The following is a 19869-nucleotide window of genomic DNA, read 5'->3' as shown; positions in this document are numbered from 1 at the left end:
TACGAAGACTATTTGCCCGTTCCAGCAGTGAGTCCGTCCTGCAGCGCGCGCTGGCCGAACATGAACACCACCAGCGCGGGAATCATGGAGAGGACAACGCCGGCCAGCACAACGGAGATGCTTCCGGTGCCGAGGTTGCCTTGGAGCGAGACCAAGCCCAGGGGCAGGGTGAAGTTCTGCTCGGAGATGGTCATGATGAGTGGCCTGAAGAACTCGTTCCAGTGGAAGTTGAACGCCAGGATGCCCACGATCGCGAGGCCCGGCATGGCCAGCGGCGCGTACACGGAGCGGAAGGTCCGCCACGGCGAGGCGCCATCGATCGCTGCCGCTTCAGCGAGCTCACCGGGCAACCCCATGAAGTATTGGCGCATCAGGAAGGTGCCGAACGCCGTCGGGATGGCCGGAAGGATCAGCGCGAGCAGCGTGTCGGAGAGCCCGACGCCGCGGATCAACATGAAGACGGGAACGATCGTGACCTGCGCGGGCACCATCATGGTGGCCAGCACGATCGAGAACAGCGCGCCGCGTCCCTTGAAACGAAGGTGGGCGAACGCGTAGCCGGCCAGGGCGGCGGTAACCATCTGCCCGACGGCGATCAGGCCAGTCACCAGGGCGCTGTTCACTACCAGAGCCACGATGTTGAGCTGTTTGAAGACCTGGGTATAGGACTGGAGGTCGGGGTTGAGCGGCAAGAATGCGGGCGGCAGTTTGAAGGATTCCGACGGCGGTCGCAGCGAGGTGGACAGCGTCCACAACACCGGACCCAGGACGAAGACGGATGCGATCAGCAGGAGGGTAACTCGCACAGCTACCGACCAGTCCCGCTTCTTCCGCGTGACTACAGGCGCCGTGGTTTCAACACGTTCTGAAATGGTGGTCATGGCGGGCCTTACTGGTAGAAGACGAATCGTTTGCTGAGCCGGAATTGTGCGGCGGTGATGGCCATGATGATGAGCGTCAGGATGACGCCGATCGCCGAGGCCTGGCCGAATTCGAGTCGCTGGAACGCGGACTCGAAGATGACCATCACGGCCGTGCGGGTTGAGTCGCCGGGTCCGCCGCGGGTCAGCACGTACGGCTGGTCGAACACTTGGAGTGCGTTGATGATGGCCATGACCGAGGCCACCAACGTGGTGGGGCTCAGCAGCGGCAGCGTGACGTAGAAGTGCTTGCGCCAGCCGGTGGCGCCGTCAATCGACGCGGCCTCGTAGGTCTCCACTGGAATCGACGCGAGGCCGCCGATGAACAGCAGGAACGAGAACCCGAAGTTCTGCCATACGTAGACAAGAATCACGACGGCGGCGGACCCACCTGGCGTCGTCAGCCACGGGACTGCGGGGATGCCGATCAGGGACAGCATCCAGTTGACCACGCCGAATTGCTCATTGAAGAGGTAGCGCATGAAGATCGACACGGACGCTGCAGAGAGGATCAGCGGGAAGAAGAAAGCGGAGCGGAAGAACACCCGCAGCCAGGCCGGCAGTTTTTCCTGCACCATGATCGCCAAGCCGAGGGCCAGGCCCAGCTGGAGTGCAACGGCCACAATCACAAAGATGATGGTGTTCAGGAACGAGACCCTGACGGTGGGGTCCTGGACTACCTCGGCGAAGTTGTCGAAGCCCACGAATGTCGGCTCCGAGATAATGTCCCAGCGGAAGAAGGCGAGCGCCACGGAGGCGACGATCGGCAGGAGCGTGAAGAGGCCCATCCCTACGATGGTGGGTGCCAGGAAGGCCCACGGCAGCCAACGTTGCTGCACGCGGCCACGCTTGCTTGTGGGAGGGGGTGTCTTCCGGCCTGCTTGCCGGCCCGTTCCGGTGGGCGCGCTGGTTGCGGTGCTCATGCCTGCCTCCTCAATGCGAGTTCAAGGTCCCGCTGCATGGATTCGAGTGCCTGTTTCAGTTGGCGCTCGTCCCCGCTGACAGCCAGGGATACGTTCTTCATCAGGGCCGTTTCGACGGCGGCCTGCTGGGGTGGTGCCGGAATGGGACCTGTGGTGGGGAAACGGTCCAGGGTGTCGTAGAAGACTTTCCAGTTCCGTGGACCAGTGCCGGCGTAGAGCTGCTCGTTCACCATGGAACGGCGGGCCGGGGTGGTGTTCGGCGTGGGGAACACGATCTGCATGGCCTCAAGGCTGGAGCTGAACTTCACCCATTCCCAAGCGGCGTCCTTGTCTTTGGCGGTCTTCATGATCGCGTAGCCTGCGGTGCCGAACTGGTGCCGCTGGGTCCGCCACTTTGGGAAGAACTGGACGTCAAAACCGTCCTCAGTCATCCCCGCCTCATGGAGACCTTGCACCCAATAGCCGCCTGCCGGCGTCGTACCTATCCTGTTGGAGGCGAAGAGGCCAATCAGTGAGCTGCCGCCGCCTTCCTCGGGGCGGACGCCCAGTCCGTCCTTCACCAGGCCACGGAGGTAATCGAAGGATTCGAAAACCTTGGGATCGTTGGCGTTGGGTTCGAGCCATTGGTAGCCGCCGGAGCGGAGGCTGCGGGAGGGATCCTTCGAGTAGAAGCTGTCCCAGAGCCATTCGCCGCCGGTGGACTTGGTTTCCTTCAGGAAGCTGGTGTCGTTGGCGTAGAGCCACGGCACCACGCCGCCAAAGAGACGGTTGGTCCAGTAATAAGGAGTGAAGTCCTGCGGCTTGGCCTTCTTCATGGCTGCGAGCATGGACCGGAAGTCGGTGTGCGTCCAGTCGTCGGCGGGTCGATCAAGGCCGGCCTGCCGGAATGCCGCGGTGTTGTAGTACATGTTGGCGGCGTTCCAGTCGATGGGGAGCTGGAAGAGGCTGCCCTTGTACATGAAAGCTTCCACCAAGCTGGGGTGAACGTCCTCGAAGTACTCCTTCATGTCCGCGGCGTCGCGGCGCAGGTACTCATCGAGCGGATGGGCCAGCTTTTCGGCGAAGAGCTGGGCGCCCTCCGTTGCCACGTACACAACATCCGGCGGCGTTCCTGCAGCCACCATGGTGAGGATTTTGGTGAAGAAGTCTTTCCAGTCCACTGCCTGGATGGCCTGGACCTTGACTTTGATTTCTGGGTGGACCTTGGCGAAGGCGTCGATGACCTTCTGGCGGGCTGCGGCGTCTGCGGCGGTGCCCATGATGGCGATGCTGAGGCTGTTGTCTCCCCGGCCCGGAATATCCGTCCCGGTCAAGCGCGGCCACGACGCCGCCGTTGCTCCGACGATCCCAGCACCGAGGGCTGTGAGGGCTGTTCTGCGTGTGAACTGACGCAAAGCCCCATTGGTTCCCGGCATTTCGAATTTCCTTCCCTAACACGTGTTAGGTAGCCTAAACCCGCCACCTAACACGTGTCAAGCGTCACAGGTATGTTGCGCATCCCTCACTTTGCCCACGCAAGTACTGGCCGGCTTCGCAATGCTGGCAAACTGGCTCCATGACTGTTTTGATGGTTGGCTGCGGAGACCTTGGGACCGAGGCTGGATTGAGGCTAGCCGCGCAAGGCCACCGCGTGATTGGCTGGCGCCGATCCCCCGAAAAGCTGCCGGCCGGCATTGACCCGGTGAAGGCAGATCTTGCTCACGAGTTGCCCACTATCCCCCATGATGTGGACTCGGTGATCATCGCCGTGACACCCAATTCGTCCACTCCAGAGGCGTACCGGGCCACCTATGTTGACGGCCTCAACAACGTGATTGACACACTGAAGCGCGACGCAGTCACGCCCCGCCGCATTTTGTTCGTCTCCTCCACAGCCGTTTATGGAGACGCCGACGGCGGAGACGTGGACGAGCTCACCCCTGCGGACGCCGACTCGTTCAGCGGGAACATCCTTAGGGAGGCAGAGGAACTGCTGGCCAGGCGCTTCATCGGAACCGAGACACTCACCACATCACTTCGTCTCGGCGGAATCTACGGCCCCGGACGAACACGGCTGATCGACCAAGTCACTACAGGCTCAGCACTGATTCCGGATCAGCCCCGCTTCACCAACCGCATCCACAGGGATGACGCTGCCGCCGCAATCGTTCATCTGGTCACCATGCCCGGCGATCCGGATCCGGTGTACCTGGGCGTGGATACCAACCCGGCTGAGCTCGGCGACGTCCTGCGGTTCCTGGCCAACGAACTCGGCTGCGATGAACCTGCAAGAGGGCATGTGCCCGCTACGCGCAGCGGCAGCAAACGTTGTTCCAGCCGAAAGCTTCAGGCAACAGGCTTCGAGTTCACCTATCCGACATTCGTCGAGGGTTATCGGGCCGTGCTGGCTGGCATTGGAACCCGCCATCCCTGAAGAGGCACTCCATGAATCCTCCAAGGAAACTGTGGCAGTGTAGAGACAATGAATGTCCAGCAATCCCGCACTCCAGCGACGTCCAACTCCCGGACGTCGCAGGTGCGCAACGCCGGTATCGGCACAGGCTTCCTCTTTTTCGCGGCCACCATCGCCAGCATCATTGGCCTTGCCGCCACGTACTACTTCTTCGTGCGCACCACCACAGGCCAGTTCATCGACGAGTCAGCACTGGTTGAAGCCACCGAGATGAACGGGTCGGCAACAAGGGCATCCACGGAATTCCTGGACATGTTGCCTGTGTTGTCACTGGCCATCGCCACCATCATGGTGGTGTTCGTGACCGTTGCGCGGCGTCGCTGGACAGCCGCCGGCATTGCCATCGCAGCCTGCGTCGCGGCCAACCTCGCCACACAATTGCTCAAGTTCATCATCCCGGACCGGCCGGATCGTGGCGTGCAGACGCTCGAGTTGAACTCACTCCCCTCCGGCCACACCACCCTTGCAGCATCGGCCGCGGCAGCAGTGTTTCTGATGGTCTCGCCACGGTGGCGTCCGCTCGCCGGATTCCTGGGCAGCACGTTCGCCGTCGCTACCGGCGTCTCCACAGTGATCAACCAGTGGCACCGACCCGCCGACGTGATTGCCGCATTCCTGGTGGTTGGCGCCGTCATGCTGCCGGCTGGTTGGCTCATCCTCCGCACCGGCAACAGCTGGAACGTCTGGCGCGGCTACGGCGAGCACTGGGCCGCCTCCCGGCTATGGGTCAGCCTCACCGTTATCGCGCTGCTGATTGGCGCGGCCGTGGCGGGCTTTACACTCCTCAAAGTCCTGCCTGGATTGAGCCAGGACAGCACCACGGACTACTTCCGGGCCGGTGCGGCCCTGATTGTCATTGCCGGCTACCTCTCCGCCTTGGGCGGGACGTGGCTGTTTGGCATTGCCGCCCGACGTCGCGACTCAGCCAGGTAGATAACTCCCCATAGCGCCCAACGGGATGCTTGCCCTACGATTAATCCAATCGATGGAATAACAAGCACCCGGGAGCATTCATGTCTTCTACCCTCAGGTCACGGCGCCGCCGTGACAGCGTGTCCTCCAGCGAGGTCCCAGCCTCCCGCAAGAACCCAGCCTCCCGCGACCTCGTGGTCGACTTCATTCGCGTCTCCTGCATGTTTGCCGTGGTCGCTGTCCACCTGCTGATGATGGAGATCAGCGTGGACCAGTCGGGCATCGGAATCAGCAATCCCCTGACGTCACTGAGTTGGTTCGCCCAAGGGACGTGGTTCGGCCAAGTCATGCCGCTGTTCTTCGTCGTGGGCGGCTTTGCGTCCCTCACCTCGTGGCGGAGCCTGCGGCGCAGGGGCGGAGACGCAGGCGACTACCTCCGTAATCGCGTCCTGCGGTTGGTCAGGCCCGCGGTGGCCCTCTATGCGTTCCTGACCATTGCCTTGTGGAGTGCGACGGCGGCCGGTGTCCCCAGTGGGCTGCTGGCAGTTATCGCTGCCGGAGCCGGAGTGCAGTTGTGGTTCCTGGCCGCGTATCTCATCTGCCAGGCCATGGTCCCGACGATGGCAAAGCTCCACGAGGCCGCGCCCTACAGGACCGTCGCAGCGCTGGCCGCGTGCGCCGTCGTCGTGGATGTTCTTCGCCTGGGCTTGGAACGGAATCCGTGGGGCTTCGACTCGAACCCGATCGGCTTGCTGAACATGGTGTTCGTGTGGGGACTGCTGCAGCAGCTGGGGTTCTTCTACGCGGACGGATTCTTTGACCGATTTGCCCGGTGGAAGCTGGTTGTTGCGGCGGCGGGCTGCTACCTCGTGATGATTCCGCTCACGTACGGTGGTCCCTACCCAGTAGATATGCTGACCAGCCAGAACCCTCCCATGTTCCCGCTCATCCTGGTGGGTTTGGCGCACACTCTGCTCGTCAAAGCCATGTATCCCCAGCTGTTGCGGTGTGTGCAATTGGGCTGGCTCCAGAAGGTCATGTTTTTGGTGGGTAGCCGTGCGATGACCATCTATCTCTGGCACCTGCCCCTGATCATCGCCGTGTTTGGGATCGCCTTGGTGCTTCGCGTTCCGTTCCCCCAACCGGCGAGTACGGAGTGGTGGCTGAGCCGGCCAGTATTCTATGTGGCGGCATGGGCGTTGGTGTTGCTGGTGTCGGCTCCGTTGGTTCGTCTGGAGCTGGCCAGTACCGCTTTGGCTCTGGGCGCTGACCGGCCTGCCATGTGGCGCATCGCTACCGCAACGGTTCTGGCGATCATCCCGCCGTTCGTGGTGATGCGGTGGGCCTTGGACGTTGGAAACGCAACGTGGGGGCTGGTGCTGCTGGTGGTCGCCGTGGCCCTTGTGACCGGCAAAGTACCGGACCGCACGTGGAAGAGGCCTGTGATTGTCGAACGCACGGGTACCGCTGCCTGATCGGCGCAAAAATTGCAAGCCTTCACCGAGAGACTCCCAAGGGGTAGATTCTGCGCTACCGCACCCGGCCACCCAACTACCGGGTCCCCACCATGGAGATGCATGAGATGCATACAATGCACAAACATCGCACTGGAAAACAAACCTCTTCACTCGCTGCAGGAGTGGCAACGTTCGCCCTTCTTGCCGTTGCAATAGCGCCCCCGGCCTTGGCTGCAAAAGGGACGGACACCCAGGCCCTCCGCAACGCAGTCACTGCGGGAGCCATCGTCAACCACCTTGAAGAACTGCAGGCAATCGCAGATGCCAATGGCGGCACACGATCAGCCGGCACACCTGGACACGTGGCCTCGGCCGAATACATCGAGGAACAACTTACGGCCGCAGGATACGTGACCGAACGCCAGTACTTCGAATATCTCAAGTTCAACCTGGCCAGTGAAGCGTTCGAGCGGCTGACTCCAACCCCTCGGACCTATACCCCGGACGACTTTTCGGCCATGTCCTACTCCGGCTTCGGTGACGTCACAGCCACTGTTACCCCTGTGGATATCAATCTCACCGGCGATCGGGCTTCCACAAGTGGATGCGAGGCCACTGACTTCGCAGGCTTTGTAGCCGGAAACATCGCACTGATCCAGCGCGGCACCTGCACTTTCAACACCAAGGCCGTTAATGCCGAGGCTGCAGGCGCAGTGGGCGTGATCATCTTCAACCAAGGCGACGGCGATGACCGGCTGGGCAGGGTGGATGGAACCCTCGGCGCCCCAACCGCCGACAACCCGGAAGTGACCATCCCAACGGTAGGCGCGAGCTTTGCCGTCGGCGAGGAATTGGCCGGCCTTCCCGGAGCCACGGTGCGAATCGTGGTTGAGGGTAATACCGAGCCGATTGAAACCTTCAACGTCTTGGCAGACACCACAGGACGTGCCGACAGGACGGTGCTGGTGGGAGCGCACCTGGACTCCGTAGCTGAAGGCCCGGGCATCAACGACAACGGTTCCGGTTCCGCAGCCATCCTTGAAACGGCCCTGCAGTTCGCGGCACTGGGAATCTCCCCGGAGAACCGCGTGCGCTTCGCGTGGTGGAGCGGTGAGGAAGACGGTTTGATTGGCTCCGATTACTACGTCTCGCAGCTGAGCAAGACTGACCTGAAGAGCCACGCACTCAACCTCAACTTCGATATGGTGGCCTCGCCCAACCCGGTCCGTTTTGTCTACGACGGCGATGGCAAGCCCCTGGGAACTGCGGGCCCCAACGGCTCGGCGTTGATCGAGAAGGTCTTCCTGGACTACTTTGCTTCGCAGGGTCTGGCGACGGAGCCCACGGAGTTTGATGGCCGCTCGGACTACTTCGGATTCATTGAAAACGGCATTCCTGCCGGCGGCCTTTTCACTGGAGCTGAAGGGATCAAGACGGCGGAGCAGGCAGCTGTTTACGGTGGCACAGCAGGCGTAGCGTACGACCCCTGCTACCACCAGGCATGCGATGACATCGACAACCTCGACGCCGTCGTCCTGGAACAAATGGCAGACGCGATAGCCCACTCAACGTTGGTGTTCGCTCAAACCCAATCCGCGGTGAATGGCACCACGAAGGGCACCGGCAACCTGAAGCTCGAGTTCAAGGGCAACCAGGCAGTCCGGTAACAATGAGGGCGTAGCTTCCTGACCTTCATTGACGGCTCAACGGCCGCAAAGCATCCTGAAAAGGTTGTTTTGCGGCCGTTGCAGGTTCAAAGAGGGTCAGGATGCAGCACAAGGAAGCTCAGTAGTTTCGCCGATGCTTCAACCGCGGAATTGCGACGGCGAACACCGCGGCAGCGATGAAGCCCAGGACACCTGTGGCCCAGACGCCGGCGGAGAGCGAAACAGCGGCAGTGAGCGCGGACAGCATCACGGGTCCGCCGGTGGCACCGGAGTCAGCGATGAAGCGCCAGATGCCCAGGAAGTGGCTCCTTCCGTTGTCCGGCGAGAAGTCGGCGCCCAGGGTCATGATGAGTCCGGAGCTGATGCCGTTGCCGAACCCGATCAGCAGGGCGGCCAAGAGCAACGGTACGAAGCCCGCTGTGAAGGGGATGAGGATCAGCGCGCTCCCCATGATGACAGTCGAAGGGATCGCAACCCATTGGCGGCCCTTGCGGTCCATCAACCTTCCAGCCGGGTAGAACACCAACATATCGATCGCACCGGACAGCCCGTAGATCAGCGAGGCCTGCGTGGCGTCCATCCCCAGGTGATCCGCCCACAGCGGGATGACCACTTGGCGCGAGGCACGCAACGCGCTCAGCAGCAGGATTCCGAAGCCCACAGTCAGGAATATTCCGGCATGGGATGCGGCCACATTCTTCAATGTTGAGGCTGGAGGAACCGGTCCACCATTGGACGATACCGGCGCAACCAGATCCGGGATGGTGAGCGACAGTGCCGCTGCGGCCATCATCCCGATGAAGCCCACCCAGTACGCTCCGCTGATGCCCGCGAACTGCATGACGCCCGCGCCGACGAACGGCCCAATGAAGATGCCGATCCTGGTGACGCCTCCCAACGTCGACATTGCCCGCGCCCGGAACACCACCGGAACGGCCTCGGTGAGGAACTTCTGGCGGGCAAGGTTGAAGACACTCGCGGCCACGCCAACCAGCGTCATGGACGCCGCCAGCAACCAGATGCCGTGCTCGATCTGCGGTGCGAAGGCGGCCGCGCCCAGAGCTACTGCCCCTGCCGCGCCGGCTCCAACAATCGCCCATCGTTCACCGAACTTCATGGTGATCAGCGACGCAGGAATGTTGAACAACCACGATCCCAAGCCGATCAGCAACGGAGGCCCCGAGGTCTCTCGCAGACAAAGCGATGACTGGCAGGACCGCCCCTTCGCCTATACAGAACAGCAACGCTGGCCCGAAGGCCGGTATGGCGATGCTGCGGAGGCTGAAGTTCTGGTCTGCTTGGGTGGTTGTCATCCCTTTCATCCTAGAACTGCGGCACGCGGGTACCGCACTTGGTTGTCGCCGTGTGGCTCCGGCTGACCGTCGCCGACCCCGGGGGCTTGGCCCCCCGGGGTAGACGGCCAATGCGGTCAGACGGTGAGGGCTGCCTTTCCACGGCCGGCAACTGCGAGCGCCAGGCCCATCAGGAACAGTGCCCCCGCCCACAGGATGAAGGTCCCGTCCAGTCCCGTGCTGGCCAGGTTATTGGAACTCCCGACGGCGGTGGCAACTGCCGCCGACCACTCGCCCTGGGTGCTACCAGCCGCGGCAATGCTGCCGCCAATCTGGGTGCCCCCGAGACCCGCGCCGCCAATACCGGCGCCGCCGATGCCCGCGCCACCGATGCCGGTGTCTCCGCCGATGCCAGGACCGCCAATTGTGGGCGGGTCAACAGTTGGAGGAGTTACTACGGGAGGGTTCACTACCGGAGGATTCACCACCGGAGGGTTCACGACGGGAGGATTCACCACCGGCGGGTTGACCACCGGAGGGTTCACAACCGGAGGGTTCACCACCGGCGGGTTCACAACCGGCGGCGTTACTGCGCCGACAGATGCCCCACCGATGCCTACCGACGTGGAGCCAACGGTCAAGGGAGCCGTGATCGGAACGAGCAACTGGCTTCCTGCGAGCAAGCCGTCGCTGCCAGATGTGGTGCTGCCCGGCGTCGTTCCTGTGCCAGCCGCTCCACCCGAAGTACCCGTGCTTGCAGCCGAGTCACCCAACACACCAGCTGAGGTCGACCCAACAGTCACCGGAGCGGTGATCGGAGCAACAACCTGCATACCCGAAGCAACCCCATCAGAACCACTGGTTGTGCCACCAGTTGAAGTACCGGCAGGTGTCGAGCCAGCCGTTCCACCCGAAGTACCGGTGCTCGCAGCCGAGTCACCCAACACACCAGCCGAGGTCGACCCAACAGTCACCGGAGCCGTGATCGGAGCAACAACCTGCGTACCGGAAGCAACCCCATCAGAACCACTCGTGCTTGCACCCGATGTGGTTCCTGTTCCGGAAGTACCAGACGTCCCGCTGCCCGTGCTTGCAGCCGAGTCACCCAACACACCAGCTGAGGTCGACCCAACAGTCACCGGAGCGGTGACCGGAGCAACAACCTGCGTACCCGAAGCAACCCCATCAGAACCGCTGGTTGTGCCACCAGATGAGGTACCGGAACTTCCGGAGTTCGCGGGGGCGGCGCTGGTCGTGGCGGTGGAATCACCGGCAAGACCCGCGGCAGTGGCTCCGAGGTTTACAGGGACCATTATCGGAGCCACTACCTGAGCGCCGGACGCGATACTCTCTCCCCCCGACGTTGTTGCCTGCGCTGGCGCCTGGGCCGGCGCAGAAGATGCTGCAGGCGCTGTGGACGACGCTGTCGAGTCCCCCAGGACGCCTGCTGATGTCGAGCCGACGGTCACGGGAACCGTCACGGGCGCGACCACTTGGGTTCCGGAGGCTGCGCCGTCGGAACCACTCGTGCTTGCCGGCGCCGAGGAAGCAGCAGAGCCGCCGCTCGGCGCCGGAATTGACGCTGGGCCCGTCGCAGTGGAGCCCCCCAGCAGACCCACTGACGACGAGCCCAGGCTTATGGGCGCCGTAACCGGTGCAACAACCTGAGTGCCGGAACCTGCTCCGTTGGAACCGCTGGTGCTGGCGGCCGGGGCCGGAGCTGCAGCGGCGGCCGGGGCGGGCGCCGTCGTGGTTGCTTTCGAGTCTCCGACGAGTCCCAGCGACGTACCGCCAAGGCTGACCGGAGCCGTTACAGGTGCCACCACCTGTGAGCCGGACAGGAGGCCGTCCTGTCCGGTGGTCGTATCCGCGGCGTTCGCCGCGGTGGTACCGAGGGCGAGTAGCCCGCCGGCAAAGCAGGTGCCGATGAGGCACTTGCGAAGTATCTTTTGCATGATCTTCTCCTGAAGGATTGGTTCCCTGGACCCCGGGTTTCGGGTGGTCCATCGAGCCGTCTGCCGTGCTTGATAAGCGCGGCCGGGTCTGGGAATCAGTCAGGAGAGGAGCCGGGATCAAAGGAAACCGGCTGTGGATGTTGTTCAACGCTGGCCGTTGCGAGGCCAGTACAGAGGAATTCAGGAGAGCTCAGTGCGCCCTGAAGGAAAGCTGCGGCCGGGCTGGGTGGTCCGTTCTGGGAATTGCCGGAGCCGAATCCGGTGTTGGTACCAACCGGCGCGGACAACGGGTTTGAAGGAAGGTCGGAAGGCGAAAGTGGTTCACTTCCGGCGAAAACACCTGTCACCACAGGAGGCCCCGTGACCGCCAGACTGCGCGACGTCGCCAACGGGGGCGTTGCGTCTGAGTCGAGAACTGGCGGCGTCGCCTCTAGCGGCACGTCAGAGGCAGTGGTGACATCGAACGCGGCGACGGTCCCCACGGAGGGGGACGCGACGTCGGATGCTGGCAAAGTGCCAGCGCCTGGGTTTGGAACAACCCCAGGATCAGTGCCGCCCGGAAGCGAAATGCCGGGAACAGTAATACCCGGGACGGAGACGGGCGGCAGAACCGCATCGATTACGTCGATGATCGGATCCACAACCGGGCTCGTAATCTCCGCCACGGGGTCCAGGTCCACCGGCTCAAGTACGTCGTTGACAACCGGCACTGTCACGCCAACAACGTCGTCCACGGTGTCGGCTGCCGGGACAACGGGTGCCACCACGGCGCCAACGGTGTTCGAGGGAACCACCGCGTTGACCACTGGTACATCGGCGATGACGTTGTCAGCAGTCTTGGCGATCCGGCTTACGACGGGAGCCACTGCCGGCACGTGCACTGCGACGGGCTGCGACGGAACCGTCACTGGCACCGCTGCCGGCAGCGGAACATTGGGGACTGGAATGCTGACGGTGCTGGCCGGCTTCGGTGCTGCCGCTCCGGCTGCCTGCCCGACGGCGCTGGTCACCTTGGTGGTTGCCGTGCCGAGGGCTGTGGTCACGGGTTGGATGGTGCTCGACGTTGCTGACTTTACGGCCGACGAAACCGAGGACGTCGCGCCGCCGAGAAGCGAGTTGTTGTCGGAGTTTCCCGAGTCGGCGTTGGCGGCAGTTGCGGAGAGCGCCAGCCAGACGACCGTACCGGCGCCAGCGAACATGACGGAGCGGAGAATCTGAGTAGCGCGCGGATACACGCGTATGGCCTTCATCTCGACACCCCCCAGGTAGTCGCGAACCGACGGTCGCCTTCATCCTAGGACTGGACTAACCCAATAGTCCATGGGTATTGGCAAGGTTATTGACGATTCGGGGCATCTTGAGCTTCAGCCTGGTAGCTGAACGCTGTCCGTCAGCGCTGGGCGTTGGTCTCCTGAAGGCGCTTGATGAACCAGCGTGATTGTTCCGGCCCATACGGCAGCACGGGGATGGCCTTGGTGGCGTCGGACGGCATGTCGCGGATGGACTGCGTGGCCTGCCGGACGGCCGTGCTCATGGTGTCAGCCATGGTCTTCACAAACTGGTCACTGGCCGGTTTGCCGTGGCCGGGTACCAGGAATTCATAGCGGTGGCGCAGAGCGGAGATGTGCCGCAGGGCGTCCGCCCATTCCTCCGGGTACGAGTCCTCGAACGATGGGTGTGCCCCTTGCTCCACGAGGTCGCCCACGAACAATGTGGAACTCGTTCCTACAAGCAGGTCACCGTCGGTGTGGGCACGGCCCAGGTAAAACAGTGTGGCGGTGATTCCGCCCAGGTCCACCAGCACCGGCTGATCGTGGACGATCGCGTTGGGGACAACGACGTCGACGGCGTCGCCCTCCCCCGCGGCCATCTCAGGTTCGTTGGTGGCGACGAAACGACGCTGGTTGTCGGCGTCGCGCTCGATGGTCGCCGCGCAGTTTGCGTGCGCCCAGAACTCTGTCACGCCGTCGTCGGCAAATACTGCGTTCCCGAAGAAATGGTCGTAGTGCGCATGCGTGTTGACCACCACCAACGGGAGCTGGGTCTTCTCGCGAACCGCTGCCAGGATTTCGCGGCCTTGGCGCGGGCCGCAGCCGGTGTCGATAACCATGGCGAGCTCAGTCCCCACCACGAGCCCGGTATTGAGTAGGGATCCCTCGGTTTCCAAGACATAGTTGTCCGGTCCAAGTTCGAGCCAGTCTGACAATGAGTTCTCCGTATCCAGTGGAAATCCGGCGGTGTTCAGGCCTCGATTCTACCCACGGGAAGCTGGGAGAAAGCGGAAGGCTGCAAGGTTGTTACCCCTAAGAAGGGCACGCACCTTACCGGGCAGGTCAACCTACTCAGCTTTGCGAGACAGTCCGTTTGCCGCCAGCATCGGGAGAATAATTGACCTGTGCTTGCGCATAAGTTCACGGTTTCGTGCCAAATCCAACAGGATCGGATGGAGTATGGCATTGATTTTCAGGGCGGTCTTGCTCCCAGTAGGCACGGTGTGCCGCAAAATGAAGAGGGCCCGCTCACTTTGGCTGCTCTCCGAGGCCTCACAGGCGTTCCCCACACTGAGTTTGCTGAGGAGGCCTACGAATTCTGTGGGCGTGGTGCGATTGCCGCGACGGAAGAGCGACCCCATGGTGGTGTTGACGGCGTGGCGGACCTCACGAGCAACGTGCCGGGACATTCTCATGTCTTTATCGTCTTTGAGCCACCGTGCAGCATTGAGGTCTTCAAAAGCCGAGAGTTCCCTGTCTCGGATTAGAGAATCCACCACCGTCTGAACAAGGCACTGCCAAAAGAACTCGCTGTTTCCTTCGTTTCCAAATAGTTGTTTTGGCACGGGGTGCGTGTTGCCATTCGACTCATTGCCCTTGCCTAAAAACGCGCCAATCAGAAGCAACCAGCGGTCGGGGTCTCTTGAATAAGCCTCCTGGCCTGAGTCAACTACCAGGCGGACCACTTCTTCCATGGAGCCCGATTTTTCGACACCGACGAGATGGTTCAGAAGTTTCGAAAGTTCGCTGCCGCTGCTTAGTTCAATCAGAGATAATGAGCGCCTGACCACGTGCACTAGGTAGCTCCCCAATCCAGCTTTGCCGATTGCTTGGAAGTGCGGCTGAATGGCCGCGATTCGGTCCAACCCGGTCATCGCCGAATCTGAAGTAAGGGCAAGAAAACGCAAATAAATATATAGCTCGTGAGGGGTTGCGGGGCGGATCGGGAACCTTTTTATGCACCGCGCCAGGTCAGCCTGGGTTTGAGGGGTCGAGTTGATTGCCGCGGACCAAAGTGGAAGGTTGCTGAGCCATCCTTTGGAGAGCCATCCCTCCCAAACGTCTCGTCCCAGCGCGGTGGATTCTCGGGAACGGAGCATCTGCAAGACAAACTGGACTACCGATTCAGCCAACCAATCAGCCTTGTCTGACCGGCGCTGCCAGGGCTGCAATCTCACGATCGCCGTCTCGGAGGTAGCCTCCTCGCGAAGCAGCACACGAGTCAGGATCTCTGCAATTTTGTATGCCCAGAAAATTTCGACACGCGGAGAGACCGTCTCTGCGTCACTATCGATCGCCAAGAGGCCAGCGCTCTTCAGCAGGTTCACGGTGTCATCGATTTCGCGCTCACTGAGGCGCGGGCCCGACGTCGTGTCTGTCGTGAGTAGATCGAAGACTGAGCGTAGCGAAATGCTCCGGTTAGTATCTTCAGAAAGTAGTTGTGCAATGGCTGCCACAGTGCGGTCCAAGTCGGAGGCGCGATGCCCCTGAGACTTAAGACCCTCTCTTTTCTCCCCCCAGTACTTCTCCATTGCCGTCAGGTTATTGAACTCCCCGATACCGCGCTCACGACTCTCAATGTGGAGCCATGCCGGGAGGGGATCGCAAAAGAATCGACCGGCAAACTTGAATCCTGCTGCTTCCTCCTCTACGCGACCTAATACCTTATCGTCCATATCGCTTGACTGGATCCGAAGCAGGTTGAGCCCCAAACGGTGCCGAACGTTAGTGGCATCAAGGTTCCACCAACCGTCAACCGTTGAATCGGTCTCACGGTGGGACGAAATTCCATATTGTCGCCAGAAATCACGATGGACGGATCCCATGACCAAGTCCAACCTGCTGGAATCCATAGTTACGACCCAGCGCATGTACGGCGTGGCTGTGTTTCTGGCAAGCAATTCGATGAGTTCGGCCACTGCAGTCGACCGGATTCTTATCCATTCCTCAAAATCGTCCAAAACTACGGTGAGCCGGGAATGTAGACCAGCCAGGATGCGTCCAAGGTCCGCCACGCTCGCTATCGGCCGATCCCATTCCACGGCGACCTTCTGAAGGAGTTGTTCCATGAGGCTTCTCGTACCGTCCGGAACGAGATAGACCACATGCTCCCCCCTTCCTTGCGCTTGACGGGCTATTTCGTAGACTGTTCGCGTCTTCCCGGACCCCCACGCTCCTAGTAACGGGACAAACCATTGGTAGCTGGGATTCCGGCACTGTGCCTCCAGCCATGCGACGGCTCGCTGAGCTGCTGGGAAGGGTTCACCGATCGACGGATTGTGATGATTGGCCACCGTTGAGTCGCGAAGCGCAATGATCAGTTCCGACAATCCAAGCCGGGCGATGCGGGAGCGGATTGTCTCGTAAGCTCCGTTGAGATCCAGTTTGACCAAGTCTTCATCAAGATTAAGAAAGGACGGTCTTCCGGCGCAGGCAGCTCTTACTGTGTTCAGTCTTTCTTCGACGTGCGCCCGCCAGTCGAATTGTAGCGTCGCGTCAGCCGCGGCCAGGACTGGCGTGGTGATCAGTTGGGAGCGGTTCCCCAACCTGTTTGTGCGGCTGTCGATTTCATAAGCGGTCGCCACGTCTGCTGCCGACCGCAACCGTACATCCAGCTCTGACTGAAGGACCCGTGAGTTGCTTTCAATCAATTTCAGGCTGTCGCGCGCATCCTCGGCGGCCGACGCCGCGCGAACAGCGGCGTTGAGAGCCGCCAGCACGGCAGGAGTGTCCAAGCCCTTAACCCCAGATGCCGCAGAGTCGATCACGATCGCATAAAACTCCGATAGCACTCGCTCGTACGCGCTGCGCTCTGCGTCGGTAGGCGTCGAAGCAGAGATCGATTCTGCGTTGAGCGCCTGAACACGTTCGACGACGGCGTTGTGATCGAATCGTAGGTTGGCAATCTCTTCGAACGCTAACCCATGCGAACCAACGGCATCCGTTGCTGCTTGGAGTCCGTAATTGAGTGCACTCTCACTCATTCTTTCCCGTTCGGCCCACGTCCTGAGTGCACGCTCGACAAGTTTGACTACAGGTTCGTTGCTGTTTGCTCGGCGCGCCTTGCTACTTCGAGTAATGGCCCTTGCTGAGTCCCACGCACCCGTGGTCACCTGTGGCGGGACCTGGAGGGCGGTGAAAAACGCCACTGTAAGCCCCTTGGCGAGGGGTTCAAGATCGTTGTAAGTAGCGCGCTGACTGCTCATGGTCCATGATGGCGCACCACACTAGCTATGAGCACAGGACATGCCGGAATCTCGGCTGAACCATTCCGAGCCCAACACCAGGGACCCAACCTTCCAGGACGCAGTCCGTGCTGTCGCCTACCAACTACTGACGACTTGGCTACATGTCCGCCAGCGCTCCGCCAGGATTCTCGGTGGCATCAGCCAATTACCGGAGGAAACCTGCCTCAGTTTCGCCGTCGCACACTCGGTGGTCGACGTCAGCTCGGTGACCTTGCAGGCTGCCAGCTGGGAGAACGCGGAACGAACCCGTGGCTGCCTCGTTCAATATGCCGCTTTGTTCAATCAGATTGAACGAAACAAATTATTGAACAGGCCCTGCCGCGAAGCGTAGCGTCCACCCTGATGGGCCGATTCGGGACTACCAGCGGGGCCCGCCAGTCCTGGCTCGCCGCAGCTGTCAAAGCCTCAACATGGATAGGTTTGGGCGGCGCGACATGCCCGTCACCCCGTTCGCCGAGCAGAAGGTGAATCTCGTTGTCAGGGTGCGCGGCCGCCAGCAGAGGATTCATGTGATCCTCAACGTGGGCGAAGTCTGTGCTGTTTTGCATATATGCCACAACGTTGCCGCGCAGCTCACGATAGAGCTCTAGAAGGTCAGTGGTGACGTCTTCGGGAAGCTGGCTCAGAGGATCGTCCCCTCGCACGCCGTAGCAAACCTCAGCAAAGCGTTCCACTGCCGGGAGTTCGTATTTTGCGACGTTTGTCTGCGGGTTGGACACGATGGCCAGTGAGCCGGGGAAGTGCGCAGAGAAGTAGAGAGATGCAAAGCCATCGCCGGACGCACCGAAGAATACGAGCCTCTGCTGCCCCCAACTCTCCGTAATGTGGCCATTGATGTCCCGCAAATGCTCCTGGAAGTTCATCCGCGAATTGCCGACGAACCACCCGAGATTGAGTCGGTCGGTAAGAACCAGGCTGGGATCCGAGATGAAGATTCGGTTGACCTGCGCGTCAGACGAGACCCCCATGCCCCCGAAGGCTGGCAGGGTCCACGACGGGTCAAGTCCTGGAAAGGATAAGGGGTACCGGCCGGCCGCTGATCGTGCTGTCCCCGGAATGGTCTGAGACAGCTGACAATGGCCAGGAAGCCTTGCAATACCGGGGACACGGTCAAGGCTGCGGCTGGCCACCAATGGGGACTGGCCCCGTACCACTACGTCGACGCCGTTTACCATCGCATGCGGGACGCGATCGCGGCCGCAGTTAGATAGCCACAACATGATGAGGGGCCGGTACTGCACCGGCCCCTCATGTCTACAAGCTGGCCTAGATGTCCGCGAGCGCGCCGCCCGGGTTCTCGATTGCGTCGGCCACATACCTGAGGAAGCCTGCTGCAGTTTCGCCGTCGCACACGCGGTGGTCGAAGGCCAGCGTCAGCTCAGTGACCTTGCGGACAGCCAACTGGCCGTTGACTACCCATGGCTTGTCGATGATGCGGCCAACGCCGAGCATCGCAACTTCCGGGTAGTTGATGATCGCTGCTGAACCATCAACGCCGAAGACGCCGTAGTTGTTCAGCGTGAAGGTGCCGGAGCCGAGTTCCGTTGGGGTCGCCTTGCCATCGCGTGCGACGGCGGTCAGCCGGCGGATCTCTGCGTCCAGTTCGCGGGCACTCAGCTCGTGAGCGTTGCGGACAGATGGAACCACGAGTCCGCGGTCCGTCTGCGCTGCGAAGCCGAGGTTGATGCCGTTGAAACCGACGATCTCCTGCGAGCCATCAGCTGCCGTTTCAAAGCGGGTGTTGAGGGCCGGGTATTTTTTTAACCCAGCCGTGACAAAACGAGCGATGAAGGCCAGCAGACCCGGCGTATCGTGGGGCGCCCTCTTCTTCAGTTCCGCGCGCATTTCCAGCAGGGCCGTTGCGTCAACGTCCACCCACACCGTCGCTTCAGGGATCTCCGAGCGGCTCCTGGTCATGTTGGCGGCCACGGCTTTACGAACGCCCCGAACAGGGGTCCGGGCCGAAACTGCCAGGCCGGTTCGGGAATCCGTGGAGCCTTCAGCTGCTCCTGCGGCGAATGCCGAAGCGTCCGCTTTGGCCGGAGCCACGGGGGCAGCCGGAGCTGCCGGAGCCTCGGGCGCAGCAATGGCAGCCTCAACGTCCCGGCGCATGATCAAGCCGCTGGTACCGGAGCCAGCAATCGTGTCCAGCGATACGCCGTGATCGCGCGCCATCTTCCTCACCAGGGGCGAGATGACGGCGCTGAGCTTGCCGGGGATGCGCGTCCCGGCAACCGCCGGCTCAAGACCCGCGGGCTCAAGAACCGCAGGTTCAGCACTGCGGGTAGCACTGCGGGTCCCGTCCACAGGTTCGAGGACCGCGACGCTTGTCTTGCGGGGACGGGTCCGTCCGCCGGTGGCGCCACCGGGAGTGCCATAACCGATCAGCACATTTCCGGAGCCGGCCTTTTCCTCGGTCCGGTACGTTTCGCCGGCGGCCGAAGCCTCCGGCGACGCCGTAGCTTCGGACGCCGGAGCTTCGGGAGCTGCCTCGGGCTCAGGAGCCGGCGCGACCGGAGTGGCACCAACCTTGGCGATCGAGATCAGCGGCTTGCCGACGTCGAGCGTTTCGCCTGCTTGGCCGTGAAGCACGGCAACAGTGCCCGCGTACGGCGAGGGCACCTCCACCATGGACTTGGCGGTCTCAACCTCGGCGATCGGCTGGTCAACCTTGATTTCATCGCCGACGGCAACGAGCCAGTTCACCAGTTCAGCCTCGGTGAGGCCCTCCCCCAGGTCCGGCAGGAGGAATACCTGCATATCTGAGCTCATG

Annotated in this window: 13 protein-coding genes and 1 pseudogene; 4 read left to right on the top strand and 10 right to left on the bottom strand. The window is 61.9% G+C overall.

Going from position 1 to position 19869, the window contains the following annotated elements:
- Positions 1-8 precede the first annotated feature (8 nt).
- From ACIQC5_RS01200 to ACIQC5_RS01190, 3 genes are read right to left on the bottom strand one after another with little or no spacing between them, the layout of a single operon-like run.
- Positions 9-881 (bottom strand): carbohydrate ABC transporter permease, encoded by an 873-nt coding sequence (locus ACIQC5_RS01200; protein ID WP_400277831.1) that lies wholly within the window; start codon positions 879-881, stop codon positions 9-11.
- Positions 882-889: 8 nt separating this feature from the next.
- Positions 890-1843, bottom strand: a complete 954-nt coding sequence (locus ACIQC5_RS01195) for a carbohydrate ABC transporter permease (RefSeq protein WP_400277829.1) — start codon at positions 1841-1843, stop codon at positions 890-892.
- Positions 1840-3258 carry an ABC transporter substrate-binding protein gene (locus ACIQC5_RS01190; protein WP_400277827.1) on the bottom strand — a complete coding sequence of 473 codons (1419 nt, stop codon included), beginning with the start codon at positions 3256-3258 and terminating at the stop codon, positions 1840-1842. Before ACIQC5_RS01190 ends, ACIQC5_RS01195 begins: the two co-directional genes overlap by 4 nt.
- A gap of 140 nt (positions 3259-3398) precedes the next feature.
- Between ACIQC5_RS01190 and ACIQC5_RS01185 the strand changes: the two genes are divergently transcribed.
- From ACIQC5_RS01185 to ACIQC5_RS01170, 4 genes are all read left to right on the top strand, one after another.
- Positions 3399-4256: an SDR family oxidoreductase gene (locus ACIQC5_RS01185; protein WP_400277825.1), complete on the top strand. Its 858-nt coding sequence runs from the start codon at positions 3399-3401 to the stop codon at positions 4254-4256.
- 48 nt (positions 4257-4304) lie between these two features.
- Positions 4305-5228, top strand: a complete 924-nt coding sequence (locus tag ACIQC5_RS01180; RefSeq protein ID WP_400277823.1) for a phosphatase PAP2 family protein — start codon at positions 4305-4307, stop codon at positions 5226-5228.
- 80 nt (positions 5229-5308) lie between these two features.
- Positions 5309-6682: an acyltransferase gene (locus ACIQC5_RS01175; RefSeq protein WP_400277822.1), complete on the top strand. Its 1374-nt coding sequence runs from the start codon at positions 5309-5311 to the stop codon at positions 6680-6682.
- Between the two features lie 164 nt (positions 6683-6846).
- Positions 6847-8331, top strand: a complete 1485-nt coding sequence (locus ACIQC5_RS01170) for a M28 family peptidase (protein WP_400277821.1) — start codon at positions 6847-6849, stop codon at positions 8329-8331.
- A 118-nt stretch (positions 8332-8449) separates the two neighbouring features.
- On the opposite strand, the pseudogene ACIQC5_RS01165 reads toward ACIQC5_RS01170, so the two are convergent.
- From ACIQC5_RS01165 to ACIQC5_RS01135, 7 genes and pseudogenes are all read right to left on the bottom strand, one after another.
- Positions 8450-9644: pseudogene (locus tag ACIQC5_RS01165) on the bottom strand (MFS transporter).
- 116 nt (positions 9645-9760) lie between these two features.
- Positions 9761-11578, bottom strand: coding sequence for a cell wall anchor protein (locus ACIQC5_RS01160; protein WP_400277820.1), 1818 nt, complete (start codon positions 11576-11578; stop codon positions 9761-9763).
- A 95-nt stretch (positions 11579-11673) separates the two neighbouring features.
- Positions 11674-12828 carry a hypothetical protein gene (locus ACIQC5_RS01155; RefSeq protein ID WP_400277818.1) on the bottom strand — a complete coding sequence of 385 codons (1155 nt, stop codon included), beginning with the start codon at positions 12826-12828 and terminating at the stop codon, positions 11674-11676.
- A gap of 140 nt (positions 12829-12968) precedes the next feature.
- Entirely contained in the window at positions 12969-13784 is an 816-nt protein-coding gene (locus tag ACIQC5_RS01150; protein ID WP_400277817.1) for an MBL fold metallo-hydrolase, read from the bottom strand.
- Positions 13785-13916: 132 nt separating this feature from the next.
- Positions 13917-17054, bottom strand: coding sequence for a hypothetical protein (locus tag ACIQC5_RS01145; protein WP_400277816.1), 3138 nt, complete (start codon positions 17052-17054; stop codon positions 13917-13919).
- 320 nt (positions 17055-17374) lie between these two features.
- Complete coding sequence (locus tag ACIQC5_RS01140) at positions 17375-18064, bottom strand: hypothetical protein (protein ID WP_400277815.1); 690 nt, start codon at positions 18062-18064, stop codon at positions 17375-17377.
- Positions 18065-18362: 298 nt separating this feature from the next.
- Complete coding sequence (locus tag ACIQC5_RS01135) at positions 18363-19868, bottom strand: dihydrolipoamide acetyltransferase family protein (protein ID WP_400277814.1); 1506 nt, start codon at positions 19866-19868, stop codon at positions 18363-18365.
- Position 19869 lies beyond the last annotated feature (1 nt).

The organism is Paenarthrobacter sp. NPDC092416 (assembly GCF_044755025.1).
In the GTDB taxonomy this organism is placed as follows: domain Bacteria; phylum Actinomycetota; class Actinomycetes; order Actinomycetales; family Micrococcaceae; genus Arthrobacter.
The sequence above is the reverse complement of the archived record's forward strand: the minus strand, read 5'-3'. Positions and strand labels throughout refer to the sequence as shown.

Bases quoted from the DNA above. Each gene is read 5' to 3' on its own strand.
- ACIQC5_RS01160 (WP_400277820.1), bottom strand. From the start codon at position 11,578: ATGCAAAAGATACTTCGCAAGTGCCTCATCGGCACCTGCTTTGCCGGC.
- ACIQC5_RS01140 (WP_400277815.1), bottom strand. From the start codon at position 18,064: ATGGGGGTCTCGTCTGACGCGCAGGTCAACCGAATCTTCATCTCGGAT.
- ACIQC5_RS01195 (WP_400277829.1), bottom strand. From the start codon at position 1,843: ATGAGCACCGCAACCAGCGCGCCCACCGGAACGGGCCGGCAAGCAGGC.
- ACIQC5_RS01200 (WP_400277831.1), bottom strand. From the start codon at position 881: ATGACCACCATTTCAGAACGTGTTGAAACCACGGCGCCTGTAGTCACG.
- ACIQC5_RS01180 (WP_400277823.1), top strand. From the start codon at position 4,305: ATGAATGTCCAGCAATCCCGCACTCCAGCGACGTCCAACTCCCGGACG.
- ACIQC5_RS01190 (WP_400277827.1), bottom strand. From the start codon at position 3,258: ATGCCGGGAACCAATGGGGCTTTGCGTCAGTTCACACGCAGAACAGCC.
- ACIQC5_RS01145 (WP_400277816.1), bottom strand. From the start codon at position 17,054: ATGAGCAGTCAGCGCGCTACTTACAACGATCTTGAACCCCTCGCCAAG.
- ACIQC5_RS01135 (WP_400277814.1), bottom strand. From the start codon at position 19,868: ATGAGCTCAGATATGCAGGTATTCCTCCTGCCGGACCTGGGGGAGGGC.
- ACIQC5_RS01155 (WP_400277818.1), bottom strand. From the start codon at position 12,828: ATGAAGGCCATACGCGTGTATCCGCGCGCTACTCAGATTCTCCGCTCC.
- ACIQC5_RS01185 (WP_400277825.1), top strand. From the start codon at position 3,399: ATGACTGTTTTGATGGTTGGCTGCGGAGACCTTGGGACCGAGGCTGGA.
- ACIQC5_RS01175 (WP_400277822.1), top strand. From the start codon at position 5,309: ATGTCTTCTACCCTCAGGTCACGGCGCCGCCGTGACAGCGTGTCCTCC.